We start from the raw sequence: 14,704 nt of genomic DNA, 5'->3' as shown, positions 1-14,704 counted from the left end.
GCCATGTCAGAGCCTGCTGCCGGCCCGCAACCCCCGTTACCCCCTCCCCTCGCGCCACCGACGAACCGCACCTGGCGGGAACAGGCGATCACCACCGCCGCCCAGTTGCGGACCCTCGCGGAATGGGTCAGCCTCATCGACCCCCCAGCGGGGGCGCCCCCAGGCCAGGCCAGCGCGAAGACCGCCCTGGACCACGCAATCACGTGGCACCTCAACGAAGCGTCCACCGTCGCGGAGCAGAAGTCGCCGGCCATTCAGACCTCATTCAACGGAGCCGTAGTGGAACGGGTCCTCAGCCAACTTGACGCCGCTCAGGTGGCACTTCTGCTGCGGGCACCGTTGGACTACGTCCAGTCGCAACTGCCGGGGATCCAGGCGCACGCCCGGCAGCACCTGAAGCGGGGAGACCCGCACCGGGTCGCTGTCGAAGACGTCGTGGCAGCGTCACTTGGCACCCCCCTGGATGAATCCGGGCGGATGACCCTGGTGGCTGCGTTCAGGGCGTCCTGCCTCGAGTCCCGGGAGGAATTCTCGCGGGTGCGCAGCTTCCGCAACGTGCTCATCATGGGCGCGCTCGTCCTGACCGTACTGGCGACGGCCCTCGCCGTCGCCGGCTGGATCCGGCCAGAGGAGCTGCGGCTGTGTTTCGAACCAGCCGAGGGCGTTGCCTGCCCCACGGGCGACAGGCCCCGGCCCTGGGATGTGTTCTTCATCGAATCGTTCGGACTGATAGCGGCGGCCGTCTCAGGTGCCGCTTCGCTCCGCCATGTCAGGGGTACCTCGACCCCCTTCGGTCTCCCACTGGCCCTGGCAATTCTGAAGCTCCCCGCAGGTGCGCTGACGGCAGTACTGGGACTGCAGCTCATGCGCGGCGGCTTCGTCCCCGGGTTGAGCGACCTGGACAATCCCGCCCAGATCGTGGCCTGGGCGATCACCTTCGGCGCCGCCCAACAGTTGTTCACCGGGCTGGTGGACCGGCAGGCGCAAAACGTGCTCGACGACGTCGGCGGCAAAACCGGTGGCACCGCGGACACCAACGGGCCGTAGCCGACTGCGCGGCGCCAGCCGGGAGTGCGTCCCGGACGTCGCTGGTCCCGGACGCCGCTGCTACTGGATGTCGCTGTCGGGCGGAGGCAGGAGGAAGCGAGTCTCACCGTCCACGGAGGACACCCCCTCGACCGCTTCCAGATCCGGCCGGCAGTTCTCCGGCGCTGAGCCGGTGATCATGCCCACGTTGCCGAGCACCCGGTCAACCTCCAACCCGCAGGACCGCAACTGTTCCGCGACCTCCTGGATCGCGGAACGATGCAGGTCATCAACGGTGACGGTGAAGATCATGACCCCTCATTCCTGCGGTGCCATCACCAGACCGGAGCCGACGTCGACCGACGCCTGCAGCAACCGTTGGCTCTCCTGAGCCATCAGGGACCACAGCTCCCGCCCCCGGTAGCCTGATGCCTGCGCCCAGAGGGCTGCGACTCCCGCAGCGTGCGGCGTGGCCATCGAGGTGCCGCTGATGGTGTTGTACCGGTCGGGCATCAGCCAGGACGAACGCACCTGGAAACCCGGGCCAGCCACATCCAATTGCCCGCCCCGGATGGGGAGCGTCCTCGCGGAGAAGAAGGCCATCTCGAGGTGCTGGTCCAGCGCGCCCACCGCCATGATGAACGGGCTGTTTGCGGGCGCCCCGACAAAGCCGAAGTCCCCTTGCCGGCGGTCCGCGCCGTTCCCGGCGGCGGCGATGATCAGGTGACCCTGGTCGAGCGCCCGGCGGCCGACCGCCGTATACGGCGGGTGCACCTGCGGAATGTCGGCCCCAAGCGACATCGAAATTACGGCACACCCGTTCGCCATGGCCCAGTCGATTCCGGCGATGATGCCGCCGTCGCTGCCCGACCCCGAGTCACCGAGTACCTTCCCCGCGAAGATTTCCGCCTCGTAGGCCACGCCATACGCCGGGCCTTCGGATGGCGACCGCGGGCCACAGGAGGTCCCGATGCAGTGGGTGCCGTGTCCGTGCCCGTCCTGGGCCGTCTCACCGGGCACGAAAGACTCAACGGTGATTTGCCGGCCGGCGAAGTCCGGGTGGCTTGAGTCGAACCCGGTGTCCAGCACCGCGACCCGGATACCCTCGCCGCTGAAGGGGGATGTGTCCGCGGCGACGGCCTGAAGCCCCCAGGTGAGCTGCGCGCTGTCCTGGAACGACGACGAGGCTCCCCCGGGCTCGTCGGTGAGCACGTGGTGGATGAGTTCCGGGGAGACGGAGATGACGGTGCCCTCGTCGGACGACGAGCTGAGTGCCCGCTGCTGTTGCGGATCTGCGGACACGACAGCAACCCCGAGGTGGGAATAATACGTGGCATCAGCTCCCTCAGTGTCGGCTGGAGATGCGGCACGGGTGCCGAAGTCGCGGGAATCAGCGACATGGGACATGCCAGCAGCAGACCGAAGCAGCCCTGGAGCGTTCTCCTCGGCGTCGGCGAAAACAACTATGAAACGACCGGTGGTCTCCGGTTCCTGACCGCGGGGTCGGCTACCTGAGGACTCAGATTCAATCATGGTGGCACTCTACCTCTGGGTTCCTATGGGATAAAGACCCAACGTAACGCCGCCGACGTTACTGCGGCGTTACTCGAGAAGCACCGGGCGGCAACAGCCTGGACCGCTGATTGACGGTAACAGCCGAGTAACGCCCGTGACGGGAGGATAGGACGAAGGCCAGACCCACCGGAAGAAGACCGCCATGACCGATAACCCCCAGCCCACGCCCAGTGCGATCAGGCTGATCTTCGAGTACGACGGCGACGACGTCCGGCTGATTCTGCAGCAACCCGTCGATGTTGCCGTCACCGGGTTTGATGCACACCCGGAGGTGAGAGCCGGCCGCTACGCCGAGGTGCGGGATGCCGACGACGCGCCCCTGACCCGGGTGCCGGTGCGGACCAGTGACCTTCACAGCGCTGAGGTGTTCCCGGAAACTCCGGGCGAGCCCATCACCAGGGTCCAGGTGCAGCGGCCCACTGGCGCTTTCACCGTCGTCGTCCCGGCCCCGCCCGCTGCACGGTCCATCGCCTTGATCGACGTTGCGGCTCCGGACCCGGAGGACACCGGCAGCCGGGATGCTGCACCGCCCGGCGACGGCGGGGACGGCCGACGACTCGATGGTTTCCGCGTCACCGACATCACCAGCTTTGCCATCGAGGGACGAGGTGACACGAAATGACCACCGCCGATGGGACAGTGATTGGCACCACCCAGATCCGGGGCTCGGCGCCGCGAAACCGGGCCTTCAATGTGGTGCTCCTGGGGGATGGGTTCCGGGCGGCAGAGCAGGCCTCCTTCGACACCGCCTGCACCGCACTGGCGAATGCGTTCCTTGGTACACCGCCATTCAACGAACTGGCTCCAGCCATCAACATCTTCCGGGTCAATGTCTCGTCAACCGATTCCGGTGCAGACGATCCGGCGGCTGCGGGCGGCACGGGCGCAACCGTCCGAACCTACTTCGATTCCACGTTCGGCGGCAACGGCATCAGACGTCTGCTGCTGTGCAACGCCGCGACAGCCCTGACTGTCGCTGCTGCCCAGGTACCGGAATTCACCACAGTGCTGCTGATCGTCAATTCGACTATTTACGGTGGCAGCGGCGGATCCATCGGGACGTATTCGCTGGCGGCGAGCGCCACCGAAATCGGGATCCACGAGATGGGACACACCGCGTTCGGGCTCGCCGATGAGTACCCGTACTATGCTGGCGGCGACGAAACCGGCCAGGACCACCATCCCGGTCCGGAGCCGGGGGCACCGAACGTCACGATTAACCGGAACCGGGCGTCCCTGAAGTGGCGGTGGGCCGTCAACGCGGCAACCGCCATCCCCACCATGACCAACCCGGACTGCAGCACAGTGGATTCACGTCCCAGCCCGGTGGCCGACGGGACGATCGGGGCTTTTGAAGGGGCCCACTATTACCACTGCGGCGCCTTCCGGCCGGAGTTTGCCTGCAAGATGCGCGACCTCGGGGTGCCGTTCTGCCGGATCTGCCGGCAGGTGATCTGGAACCGAATCGGACCGCTGGCGGCGTTGACCGCGCGGGCGAAGACGCCCCTCACGGTAATCGACAGGTACCCCGAACACCTCGATGTGTTCGCCGTCGCATCCGACGGGCGCACCATGTCCAACTGGTGGGACCAGAGCAGCGGCTGGGCGGGATGGTTCCAGCTCATGGGGGGCATCGCCTCACCGGGAGGTGCGGGATCACCGGTGACCGCCGTCGCCCGGTACTCCGGACATCTGGATCTGTTCACCGTCGGGACCGATAACCGGGTGTACAGCGCGTGGTGGAGCTCATCGGGTGGCTGGTCCAACTGGTTCCAACTCGGCACCCTGGTTGCCCGGGCCGGGGCGACCGTGAACGTCCTCGCACGGTACGCCGACCACCTCGACGTGTTCACCACCGCCGCGGACGGCAGGATCATGTCCATCTGGTGGGACGTGCGGACCGGCTGGTCCGGGTGGTTCCAGGTCTCAGGGGGTGTAGCGGCAGCCGGGGCGACCGTCACGGCCATCGCACGGTACCCGTTCCATCTGGATCTATTCACGATCGGCACCGACAACCGGGTCTGGAGTTGTTGGTGGGATGATCGCAGCGGCTGGTCCCGTTGGTTCCAGGTCGGCGCGCAGCTCGCCCGGCCTGATGCGACAGTCACTGTGGTGGCCCGCCACCCAGATCATTTGGACCTGTTCACCACTGCCCCTGACGGCAAGATCATGTCCACCTGGTGGAGCGCCCGCACTGGTTGGGGCAGCTGGTTCCAGGTCTCCGGAGGCGTGGCGTCCGCCGGATCACCGGTCACTGCGGTTGCGCGGTATTCCAACCACCTGGACCTCTTCACCGTCGGCACGGACAACCGGATCTACAGCACCTGGTGGCACGACACCACCGGGTGGGCAGGATGGTTCAACATTTCGGGCGGCGTCGCGAAACCGGGCAGCCAGGTCGCCGCCGTGTCTCGGGTGACCGAACATTTGGATGTATTTGTCATCGGATCGGACAGCGTCGTCTACAGCACGTGGTGGAACGCATCGACGGGGTGGGCTGGGTGGTTTCAACTGGGTATCACCTGACCTGCCACCAGCGACGTATGCTCTTCGCATGGCCAAATTCTTCGATGTGCACCCCGACGATCCACAGCCGCGCGCAATCGGGCAGATCGTCGACGTCGTCAGGTCCGGCGGGCTCATCGCCTACCCGACGGACTCTTGCTACGCGCTCGGCGCGCAGCTGGGCAACAAGGACGCGCTGGACCGCATCCGCTCCATCCGGAAGCTCGACAACAAGCACCACTTCACGCTGGTCTGCAAGGATTTCGCGCAGCTTGGCCAGTTCGTCCACATCAATAACGATGTTTTCCGCAGCATCAAGGCCGTGACGCCAGGCAGTTACACGTTCATCCTGCCGGCCACCAAGGAGGTGCCGCGCCGGTTGCTGCACCCCAAGAAGAAGACCGTGGGTGTCAGGATTCCGGATCACCGGATGGTGCAGGCCCTGCTCGCCGAGCTTGGCGAACCGCTGCTGTCCAGCACCCTTCTGCTGCCCGATCAGGAAACGCCGCTGACCCAAGGCTGGGAAATCAAGGAAGAGCTCGACCACCAGGTGGATGCGGTCATCGATTCGGGCGACTGCGGCGCCGAACCGACCACCGTGATCGACTTTTCCAGCGGCTCCGCCGAAGTGGTGCGTCACGGCATGGGCGACCCGTCCCGGTTCGAGTGAGTGGTGTTGCCAGCTACGTGGGGTATTCTCAGCCCTAGACGGCCTCGGTTACCGTCGTTTTGGGCATTCATCACCGTCTGACCGCACGGCGAGCCAGCACGTTAAGGTATCCCGTGAACAGACAGCACCGCTCTCAGACAGGCAAGATCCTTCCTGTTTCGTCCTGCGAGGCGCCCCACGAATCAGCTACGCGGTACGAACTGCGCGCCTCACTCTCGACTCGCACCGTTAGAGGTTTCCCAGCACCGGCAGTAAACCCGTCGCCCAGGGCAGACCTTGCCCGGGGATGAACACCGTCGACCGGCTGGAGGCCAGACATGAGCTATTCAAACGAACTAACCATCAAACGGCTGCGTGATAGTGGCGCCGACAACGATCTCCTCCATCAGTTGGAGCAGGTCGATTCGGAGATCGACGTGATTCTCCGGTCGGGCGGGACCTCACAGGATGTGAGGGAAACCCAGCAACTTTTTGACGATTTGTCGGCTGCCGCGGTCGGCGCAGCTGTCCAGCCCGTCCCCTCGGGACACCCGGGCGCTGGACACCAGACGCAATAATAAGACCATGACACGCACCGAATCTCTTGAGATCGAACGCAAGTACGACGTCGGCACCCATGAGGTGGTCCCCGACCTCACCGGCATCACCGGCGTGGCCAGGGCGGACGACGGCGGTACCGTGGTTCTGGAAGCTCTGTACTTCGATCTGCCGGACCGGTCGCTGCTGCGCCACGGAATAACCCTGCGACGGCGGCGCGGGGGCAAAGACGAGGGCTGGCATACCAAGTTCCCGGCGGACGCGGACCGGCTCGAGGTCCAGGTGCCGCTGTCCGGCACGGGCGATACACCGCCGTCGGAGGTACTCGATCTGATTCGGGTCCATGTCAGGAATAGTGCCCTCGAACCAGTTGCACGAATCACGACCACCCGCACCATCACCACTCTGGTGGATGCGGCTGGCACCCCGCTGATCGAAATCAGCGACGATGTGGTCGACGCAGAGGACCTGACCACCGGCGTCGAACGGTCCTGGCGGGAATGGGAAGCAGAAGTGGAGGGCGGAGAACCCGCTCCCGATGATGCCAGGCAGGCCCTGGTGGACGCCGTCGAGCACTCCTTGTTGAACGCTGGCGCCGCCCCAGCCGGCAGCACGTCGAAACTGGCCCGGGCCATGGGTGGCCAACCCCAGCTCGCTCCGGTCGATGGTAAGCCCGGCTCTGTCCGGAATGTGCTGACCGCTTCGTTCCGCCAGGTGGCCGCCGAACTGGTGGCGTGGGATCCGCGGGTGCGCCGCCACCAGGCAGGTTCGCTGCACCAGTTGCGGGTGAAGGCTCGCACTCTGCGTAGCATGCTGAAGACCTATCGGCCGCTGCTGGAGGGCGGCCCGGCGGGCGAGCTCGAAGGTCGGCTGAAGTCACTCGGCCGGAATCTCAGCGCCGCCCGTGACGCGGAAGTGATGCAGGCGCTGATCGTGACCCGCATTGCCAACCGGCCACCGGGGTCAATCCCCCGGCACGTGATGAGGCGGTTGGACAAGTCATCGGCCGCCCGGTACCAGAAGGCCTACTCGGCGGTCCTCCGGGACCTCAATTCCGCTGAATACTTCGCTACCCTTGATGCCCTTGACGAGTTCACCGCCCGGGTCCCGCTGAAGGGCGAGAAGAACAACGGCGGGAAGGCTGCCACGAACCTTCCGCCAGCGGTCAACCGCCAGCAGGAGATCGTGGTGAAATCCGCTCAACGTGCCAGCCGCGCATCAGATCTGGACTCACAGCTGGAGTTGCTGCATGAGGTGCGCAAGAGGTCCAAGCGCCTGCGCTACGCGATCAGGTCGGTTGAGGGGGCCTCAGGATTCGCTTTCGGCGGGCAGGTGGGAAAGTCGATGAAGTCGTCGGAGAAGATCCAGGACATTCTGGGAACCCACCGCGACAGCGTCCTCTTTCAGGAGTATCTCCTCAAAGCATCCCGTGCGGCGCGACGGGCCGGAGAGAACACTTTCGCCTACGGAGTGCTTCATGAGGCCGAGAATTCGATCCAGGCCGATACTGAAAGAAAATTCCGGAAAAGCATCAGGAAGCTCAGCTGACCGGAAAGCACACACCATGACCCACCCCACCCAGCCTTGGAACCGCTAACGGTCGGATGCTTCCGCCGAGCTGCCGGAGCTGTCGTCCGCGGCCCACGAGATAAGCACGGCCGGCTTTTTTCCCCGCAGATAGCCGCTGAACGTCGCCTCCCCCGAACAAGCGCCACCACAGGGAACCGGATCCAGTCCATCCCTCGTGCCCCACTCCGCTTCAGTCGGTCACCCGGCGGGCAATTAGCCGCCCGTGGTGTTGCCGCGTCCCCGTGAAATCTAGCACTGAGCCGACCACACTTTTGACGCTGCCCCGCTGAAAGGTCCGGGTCGGGTGCTACGCTTATTTCGTTCGAATATATGTACTAATCGAGGGATGCCGTGACCGTTGTAGCCCATATTGCTCAGTTACACGGAACCCCGCCAGGCCACTTCACCGACGTCGCGCCGGTCTCCGTTCCCGCAGGTTTCCCCTCGCCCGCACAGGACTATTACGACGGCGGGATTGACCTCAACAAACACCTGATCAAAGACACCACCTGTACTTTCATCGTGAGGGTCTCCGGCGACAGCATGTCCGGCGCCGGTATCAAAGACGGGGATGAGCTGATCGTGGACCGGTCGTTGGCGCCCCACCACGGATCGGTGGTGGTGGCGATCCTGGACGGCGAGTTGACGATCAAACGGCTACACCTTGGCGCCACCGGGGTCATCCTCAAAGCGGAAAATCGCGACTATCCGGACATCACTGTCGCTGAACTGTCCGATTTGTCGGTGTGGGGGGTAGTCACCCGCTGCCTGCACTACGTGTAAGCCGCTGCGATGACCGATTACCATTCCCGGGTGCCCGATGGCCCGGGCCATTACCCGTCCGCGGCAGCAGCCGACCGTACCAAACCGTCCCGGATAGCCCTCGTCGACGTCAACAGCTTCTACGTCAGCTGCGAACGTGTCTTCGATCCCAGCCTGGCGGGCGTCCCGGTGGTGGTCTTGTCAAACAACGACGGCTGTGTGGTGGCCCGGTCCAATGAGGCGAAAGCCCTCGGCATTCCACTCGGCGAGCCGTGGTTCAAAATCTCCGCCCAGGCCCCCGGCTGGGGGCTCATTCAGCGCTCCAGCAACTATGAGCTCTACGGAGACCTGAGTTCACGGGCCATGGAGCTGATGGGACGCTTCGCCGCCTGGCAGGAGGTGTACTCGATCGATGAGTCCTTTCTTGGTCTCGCGGGTTCGCCGCAGTCCTTACAGGATCAAGGCTGGGCCATCCGGGCCGCCATGGCGCTGCACACGGGGTTGCCGGTCTGCGTCGGAATCGCCCCGACCAAGACCCTTGCCAAGTTTGCCAACCGGGTGGCCAAACAAAACCCTGCGATGGGTGGGGTCTGCAATCTCGACACCATGCCCGGGGCCCACATCGACCACATCATGTCGCGGGTCCCGGTCACCGGGGTCTGGGGTATTGCTGGCCGGCTCGGAAAACGGCTCAATGCCATCGGCGTGTTTACCATCGCTGACCTTCGTGCCGCTGACCCGTTGCTGATGCGACGGAAATTCTCGGTCCTCATGCAGCGCACCATCCTGGAGCTGCGCGGTGTGCCGTGCATCGAACTGGAAACGGAGCGCGCGGACAAAAAGCAGATGATCTTTTCCCGCTCATTTTCGACGCCGGTCACTACGCTCGCTGGAATGCATCAGGTGATGAGTCTCTACGCGCAGGCCGCGGCGGTGCGCCTGTCCCGGGCGAAGCAACTCGCCAAGAGCATGACCGTGTTTGCTGGCACATCACATTTCCACCGGACTGCTTCCTCCTTCCCGTCCGTGACCGTGAGACTGCCCGCCCCGACCGCTGATCCCGTGGTCCTGACGCGGGCGGCTGTCGGGGCCCTTGAGGGACACCTTGGGGAGGGGGTCCCCTACGCTCGGGCCGGGGTGATGCTCACCGATCTGTCCCCCGCCGGGTTTCAACCGCAACTGGACGTCTTCGTTTCGGTGCACGAGCGGCGCAACATCGGAGCGCTCCTCGGTGAGGTGACCCAGAAGTACGGTACGGGAAGTATCGGACTGGGTCGGGCCGGTATGTGCGCCCCGGCCGATTGGACCATGAGCCGCCGGTATTCCTCCCCCCGGTACACCACCGAGTGGGATGAACTCGCCATTGTGAAAGCCGACTGAGTAAGGCCAACTGAGTAAAAGCCGACTGGATGAAAGTACTGCCGACCACTGACCACGGGTGGGCCTTGGTCCCCTTCAAGCAAATGACTCTGCGGCCGGTTCTGAATTCGCCGGCACGATATGCCCCGCCAGTGACGCGCGCGGTATTGTCCCGATACTGGCGCTGCCTGGTCACAGTACTTCCCGGGACCGGGTGTTAGGCGATTGCCTCCTGTCTGGCCCTACCCGAGAGCTCGAGAGCCCGCTCGCACAGCGCGGCTTCTTCCTGATTGTGGGTGACCATCACCACGAACCTGTCGGCCAGTCCAGCACGCAGATCGGCCAGCAGATCCCGGGCCGCCACCGGGTCGAGGTGGGCGGTCGGTTCGTCGAGGAGCACGACGTCGGCCCTCGTCAGCAGGGCCCGGCCAACGGCGAGGCGTTGTTGCTGCCCGCCGGAAAGCCAGGTGCCGCCCGGCCCAACCTGGGTATCCAGTCCTGCGGGCAGGTTATGCACAAAATCGCCCAACCCGGCCCGGGCCAAAGCGGCAGCAAGTTCAGCCTCGGATGGTGGGTCGGCCGGGGTGCGGGCCAGGGCGAGGTTGGCCCGGATACTGGATTGGAACAGGTGGGCTTCCTGGGGGCACCACGCGATGCGCGGCGCACCGGTGGCGCCCGCCGTTCCGGCCCGCGCCAGACCGACGGGTTCCCCGTTGATCAGATAGCTTCCCTCCCGCATCGGCAGGAATCCGAGCAGCGCACCGAGCAGGGTCGATTTCCCGCTCCCGGAAGGGCCGGTCACCGCAAGCCACTCCCCCCGGCGGAGATCCAGGGACACGTCCGAGAACGCGGGAGCCGTCTGATCCGGGTAGGTGTAGGAAGCGCCCCGCAGCTCGAGCGAAGAGACGCTGGCCCCCGGTGGCCGTTCGGCGCGGATGGTTGTGGACCCGAGATCCGGGACTACCCGGTCCCCCACCGCCCGCCACGCTCCGAGGTGGTGAATGGCAGTGTTGACGGCGATGAAGGGTTCAATCAGGGCGAGCTGCATCAGGATGACGACGGCGGCGGCGGCCGGGTTCACACCGTCAGCTGAGCTCAACATGGCCAGGGAACCCAGCGAACAGGTCAAGACGGTGAGGGCGTTGGCTAATCCCTGCGCCCAGGCGCTACGGTCCAGCTTTGCGGACAGCTCAGCCTCCAGAGCACGAAGATCCGACCGCAGCACCCCGGCCGCCGAGTTGGCGCTGAGATCCGGCGCGGCTGCCAGCATCCGGGCCGTGGTGTCGAGAATTTCGGCTTTGAGACCAACCGCCGCCCGACGCGCTGAGCGGTCCGCGGCGAGGACGAGCAACGGGGACACCACCAGACACACCGTCACCAGCACCAGTTGCGACGGCAGGCCGGCAGGAAGCACCACAGCGGTGGTGACGGACGCGGCAACTGCCGTGAGGACGCCGACCAGCGGGGCAAACACGGCCCGAGGCGTGAGGTCGCGTAGCTCATCGACGTCACCGACCAGCTGTTCGAGGACTTTGCCCCCGCGGGCCAGTTTCCGCCACGCTGCCGGACGCTCCAGCAACCCGTTCCACAACCGCAACCGCAACCTGTCGGTGCTCTCGAAGACCGCATCGTGGAGGCGAAGGCGCTCGCAGTACCGCAATACGGATCGGCCGATCCCAAAGAAGCGCACTCCGACAATCGCCGTCAGCAAATACAGGATGGGGATCTGTTCAGAAGCTCTCACGATCATCCAGCCGGAGACCGCCGTCAGGGCGACGGCGAACAGGGTTGCGCCCGCACCGAAGAGCAACGCGGACACAAACCGGCGTCGCCACGGTTGCACCATCGCTACGCTGCGCGTCAGGGAGACCCGTCGCGCCGACACCGGCACACCCTTGCCCACACCGGAAGGCACGCTCAGTCCGTCAGGCTGCAGCGCGGAGTCAGCGTTCCCGGTGTTCCCAGTGTTCCCAGTGTTCGCGGCTAACCTGGCACCGCCGTCGTGGCCGGCAGCGGAACCACCGGACACGCCAATCGTCTGGTCGGCCAGGGACGCCGTCTCGGGGTTATGCGCTACGAGCAGGATCGTCGTGCGCCCCCGCAGACGTGCCAGTGCTGCCTCCACGGATCGGGCGCCCTGCGCGTCCAGGTGGGCTGTTGGCTCATCGGCCAGGAGCAGGGCAATGTCGGAGTGAGCGATTCGTGCCAGTGCTCGTGCCACCGCGACCCGACGCAGCTCGCCTGGGCTCAGGTCGCCGGTGCGAGCGTCAAGTAATCCCGTGGCATCCACCTGGTTCAGTGCCCGCGCCGCTGCTTCCCTCCGCTCAGCGGCGCTGTCCAGACCGGAGTAGAGACCGATTTCGTCAGCGACCGTTTCTGCCACCAGGACCGGATGCTGCGGGATCCAGGCAATCTCTTGCCGGTGTGCCCCCGTGATGGTGCCGGCAACGCGGGTCCCCGCCCCGTCTCCGCGGAGCCCTGCCAGAACCTGAAGCACCGAGGTCTTTCCAGCGCCGCTGGGGCCGGTGAGCACGCTAATCGTTCCACGGGGCAGCGTGAAGGTCAGACCGTCAACCACGGTTCCGTCCCGCCCGCCGTACCCAATCGTGAGGCCGCTGACGGTGATCGCTGGGCTGTCCGCGACGGCGACGGCGTCGGGTAGCAGGACGCGGCTCCGTGGGGCGTCGGTGATCCGGCGGGACCGCTCAAGTGCGTCGAGGCCTTCCTCGCTCGCGTGGTGTGCTGCGCCGAGGTCGCGGAGCGGTTGGTAGCACTCGGGGGCAAGGATCAGCGCCAGCAGGCCAATTTCGAGACTGAGATCGCCGCCGATGAGCCGGACCCCGATGACCACCGCGACCAGTGCCACTGAGATGGTGGCGATCAGTTCGAGGGCAAGGGAGGACAGAAACGCAACCTTCAGCGTTTCAATGGTTTTGGTCCGGTATTGCCCGGCGACGTCCCGGAGTGCCCTGGTCTGGCTGCCCGCCCGGCCCAGGCCGACGAGAACCGGCAGTCCGCGGGACAGTTCGAGGAGGTGGTCGGAGAGCCGGTTCAGCGACGCCGACGCCTCCTGGACCTTGTCCTGGGTGTGCAGGCCAATCAGGATCATGAAGACGGGGATCAACGGCACGGTCACCACGATGACGACGGCGCTGAGCCAGTCGGCGGCGAGGATACGTGCACCGACCAGCAGTGGAACCACAGCACAGGTGACGAGCGCGGGCAGGTACTTGGTGTAGTAGTTGTCCAGACCGTCGAGCCCCCGGGTGACCAGGATGCTCAGCGCGCCGGTCCCGGCATCGGCCGACGTCCCGCCGTCGTTCATCACGCGGGTGGTGATCGCGGTTCGCAGCTCCTCCTTGGCACCGGTCGCGGCCCGCTGCGCAACGGCTTCCTGCCACCAGGTGGCCAACGCCCGGAGGAGCGCCCCGGAGATACCCAGGACGAGGACGGACGACCAGTCTGCAGTGGGGGAAACGGCGGTAGCGGATACCGCGGTGGGCGAAACGGCAAGGGAAGCGATACCGGAAGCCACGGCCTGGGCGATGAGGACCAGGCCAGCGGCCTTCAGCGCAGCGAGCAGGCCAAGGAGGTAGAGGGCGCGTTTACCGGCTACACCCAGGGGTAGCGCTGGTTTCACTGTGCTCTCACGGCGTGAGCGGTGGGGATCTGGCTCCGGCTGACCCGTTTGCGGAACACCCAATAGGTCCAGCCCTGGTAGACGAGCACGGCGGGCAACCCCACGAGGGCGACGACGCTCATCACGCCGAGCGTGTAGCCCGAGGATGAAGCGTTGGACACCGTGAGGTCAAACGCGGCGTCCAGGGTCGACGGGAGGACCACGGGGAACGCGGCCGTAAAGATCGTGGTGGTGCCAGCGGCGAGGAAGACAGCCATCCCGACGAAACTCCATCCGTCCCGGCGCCGGCGCGCCATGGACCAGGCATAGACAGCGCCAACCACTGCGATCACCAGCGTGAGCAAGGTGACGGTTTTCCCGCCGGCGGCGTGCACCACGATCGCCCAGCCAGCCATCGGCAGCAGCCCCAGTGGCAGCCACCTGAGGAACTGCCGCCGGGCCCGGTCGCGGATGTCGCCGTCGGTCTTCAGCACCAGGAACCCCAGGGCATGGACCAGGCTGAACAAGACGACGGCCGATCCGCCGAGGACCGCATAGCCATTGAACCAGGCGAAGGCTCCCCCTTCCCGGTCGCCATTGGCATTGATGGGAAGTCCCGTCGTCGTCAGCGCCAGGGCCGCGCCTATCCCGAATGCTGACACCAGCGACCCGAGCGCAATGGCCCAGTCCCACCGGTTGCGCCACGCCTCCGTGTCGCCTTTCCCCCGGTATTCGAAGCCGACAGCGCGGAAAATCAGCCCCATCAGGACCAGCAGCAGCGGCAGATACAGGGTGGAGAAGAGCGACGCATACCAGAGGGGAAAGGCAGCGAACGTCGCCGCGCCAGCCGTAATCAACCACACCTCGTTGCCGTCCCAGACCGGCCCAACGGTGTTAAGGAGAACCCGGCGGTCGCGGTCGGTGCGGGCGAACAGTTTCATCAGCATGCCGACGCCGAGATCGAATCCTTCCAGCAGCAGGTATCCGGTCCAGAGGTACGCGATGATGACGAACCACAGGGTGGGAAGGAATTCCATCTCAAATCTCCAGGCGTTCGATCAGGGCCGCGTTCGCGGCGGGGC

General features: G+C 65.6%; 12 protein-coding genes. 8 read left to right on the top strand and 4 right to left on the bottom strand.

Annotated elements, in window-relative coordinates; translation table 11 throughout:
- Positions 1 to 3: 3 nt before the first annotated feature.
- Entirely contained in the window at positions 4 to 1,047 is a 1,044-nt protein-coding gene (locus tag ACX80T_RS03430) for a hypothetical protein (RefSeq protein ID WP_459303707.1), read from the top strand.
- A gap of 60 nt (positions 1,048 to 1,107) precedes the next feature.
- Here the strand turns inward: ACX80T_RS03430 and ACX80T_RS03425 are convergent, their stop codons facing one another.
- A complete protein-coding gene (locus ACX80T_RS03425; protein ID WP_024475585.1) occupies positions 1,108 to 1,338 on the bottom strand; it encodes a hypothetical protein in 231 nt (76 codons plus the stop codon).
- A gap of 6 nt (positions 1,339 to 1,344) precedes the next feature.
- Positions 1,345 to 2,559, bottom strand: a complete 1,215-nt coding sequence (locus tag ACX80T_RS03420; protein ID WP_459303706.1) for a S8 family serine peptidase — start codon at positions 2,557 to 2,559, stop codon at positions 1,345 to 1,347.
- 184 nt (positions 2,560 to 2,743) lie between these two features.
- On the opposite strand from ACX80T_RS03420, the gene ACX80T_RS03415 reads away from it, so the two are divergent.
- From ACX80T_RS03415 to ACX80T_RS03385, 7 genes are all read left to right on the top strand, one after another.
- Complete coding sequence (locus ACX80T_RS03415) at positions 2,744 to 3,223, top strand: hypothetical protein (protein ID WP_459303705.1); 480 nt, start codon at positions 2,744 to 2,746, stop codon at positions 3,221 to 3,223.
- On the top strand, positions 3,220 to 5,127 hold the full coding sequence (locus ACX80T_RS03410; RefSeq protein ID WP_459303704.1) for a M64 family metallopeptidase: 1,908 nt from the start codon (positions 3,220 to 3,222) through the stop codon (positions 5,125 to 5,127). Before ACX80T_RS03415 ends, ACX80T_RS03410 begins: the two co-directional genes overlap by 4 nt.
- 28 nt (positions 5,128 to 5,155) lie before the next feature.
- Positions 5,156 to 5,776: an L-threonylcarbamoyladenylate synthase gene (locus ACX80T_RS03405; RefSeq protein ID WP_019481432.1), complete on the top strand. Its 621-nt coding sequence runs from the start codon at positions 5,156 to 5,158 to the stop codon at positions 5,774 to 5,776.
- Between the two features lie 317 nt (positions 5,777 to 6,093).
- Positions 6,094 to 6,333: a hypothetical protein gene (locus ACX80T_RS03400; protein ID WP_459303703.1), complete on the top strand. Its 240-nt coding sequence runs from the start codon at positions 6,094 to 6,096 to the stop codon at positions 6,331 to 6,333.
- A 7-nt stretch (positions 6,334 to 6,340) separates the two neighbouring features.
- Positions 6,341 to 7,861: a CYTH and CHAD domain-containing protein gene (locus ACX80T_RS03395; protein ID WP_459303702.1), complete on the top strand. Its 1,521-nt coding sequence runs from the start codon at positions 6,341 to 6,343 to the stop codon at positions 7,859 to 7,861.
- Positions 7,862 to 8,233: 372 nt separating this feature from the next.
- Positions 8,234 to 8,665, top strand: a complete 432-nt coding sequence (locus ACX80T_RS03390; RefSeq protein ID WP_019481428.1) for a LexA family protein — start codon at positions 8,234 to 8,236, stop codon at positions 8,663 to 8,665.
- 9 nt (positions 8,666 to 8,674) lie between these two features.
- The gene (locus ACX80T_RS03385) at positions 8,675 to 10,024 is read left to right on the top strand and encodes a Y-family DNA polymerase (protein WP_019481427.1); all 1,350 of its coding nucleotides are present in this window, start codon (positions 8,675 to 8,677) and stop codon (positions 10,022 to 10,024) included.
- Positions 10,025 to 10,220: 196 nt separating this feature from the next.
- Here the strand turns inward: ACX80T_RS03385 and cydD are convergent, their stop codons facing one another.
- Together cydD and cydB are read right to left on the bottom strand one after the other, a co-directional pair.
- Positions 10,221 to 13,643, bottom strand: coding sequence for a thiol reductant ABC exporter subunit CydD (cydD, locus tag ACX80T_RS03380; RefSeq protein ID WP_019481426.1), 3,423 nt, complete (start codon positions 13,641 to 13,643; stop codon positions 10,221 to 10,223).
- Positions 13,640 to 14,659 carry a cytochrome d ubiquinol oxidase subunit II gene (cydB, locus tag ACX80T_RS03375; protein WP_019481425.1) on the bottom strand — a complete coding sequence of 340 codons (1,020 nt, stop codon included), beginning with the start codon at positions 14,657 to 14,659 and terminating at the stop codon, positions 13,640 to 13,642. Before cydB ends, cydD begins: the two co-directional genes overlap by 4 nt.
- Between the last annotated feature and the right edge of the window lie 45 nt (positions 14,660 to 14,704).

Source organism: Arthrobacter sp. Sr33 (assembly GCF_054511195.1).
The sequence above is the reverse complement of the archived record's forward strand: the minus strand, read 5'-3'. Positions and strand labels throughout refer to the sequence as shown.

What these genes read in the sequence shown, in the direction of transcription:
- ACX80T_RS03385 (WP_019481427.1), top strand. Translation starts at nt 8,675, where the DNA reads ATGACCGATTACCATTCCCGGGTGCCCGATGGCCCGGGCCATTACCCG.
- ACX80T_RS03400 (WP_459303703.1), top strand. Translation starts at nt 6,094, where the DNA reads ATGAGCTATTCAAACGAACTAACCATCAAACGGCTGCGTGATAGTGGC.
- ACX80T_RS03415 (WP_459303705.1), top strand. Translation starts at nt 2,744, where the DNA reads ATGACCGATAACCCCCAGCCCACGCCCAGTGCGATCAGGCTGATCTTC.
- cydB (WP_019481425.1), bottom strand. Translation starts at nt 14,659, where the DNA reads ATGGAATTCCTTCCCACCCTGTGGTTCGTCATCATCGCGTACCTCTGG.
- ACX80T_RS03430 (WP_459303707.1), top strand. Translation starts at nt 4, where the DNA reads ATGTCAGAGCCTGCTGCCGGCCCGCAACCCCCGTTACCCCCTCCCCTC.
- ACX80T_RS03395 (WP_459303702.1), top strand. Translation starts at nt 6,341, where the DNA reads ATGACACGCACCGAATCTCTTGAGATCGAACGCAAGTACGACGTCGGC.
- ACX80T_RS03410 (WP_459303704.1), top strand. Translation starts at nt 3,220, where the DNA reads ATGACCACCGCCGATGGGACAGTGATTGGCACCACCCAGATCCGGGGC.
- ACX80T_RS03405 (WP_019481432.1), top strand. Translation starts at nt 5,156, where the DNA reads ATGGCCAAATTCTTCGATGTGCACCCCGACGATCCACAGCCGCGCGCA.
- ACX80T_RS03425 (WP_024475585.1), bottom strand. Translation starts at nt 1,338, where the DNA reads ATGATCTTCACCGTCACCGTTGATGACCTGCATCGTTCCGCGATCCAG.
- ACX80T_RS03420 (WP_459303706.1), bottom strand. Translation starts at nt 2,559, where the DNA reads ATGATTGAATCTGAGTCCTCAGGTAGCCGACCCCGCGGTCAGGAACCG.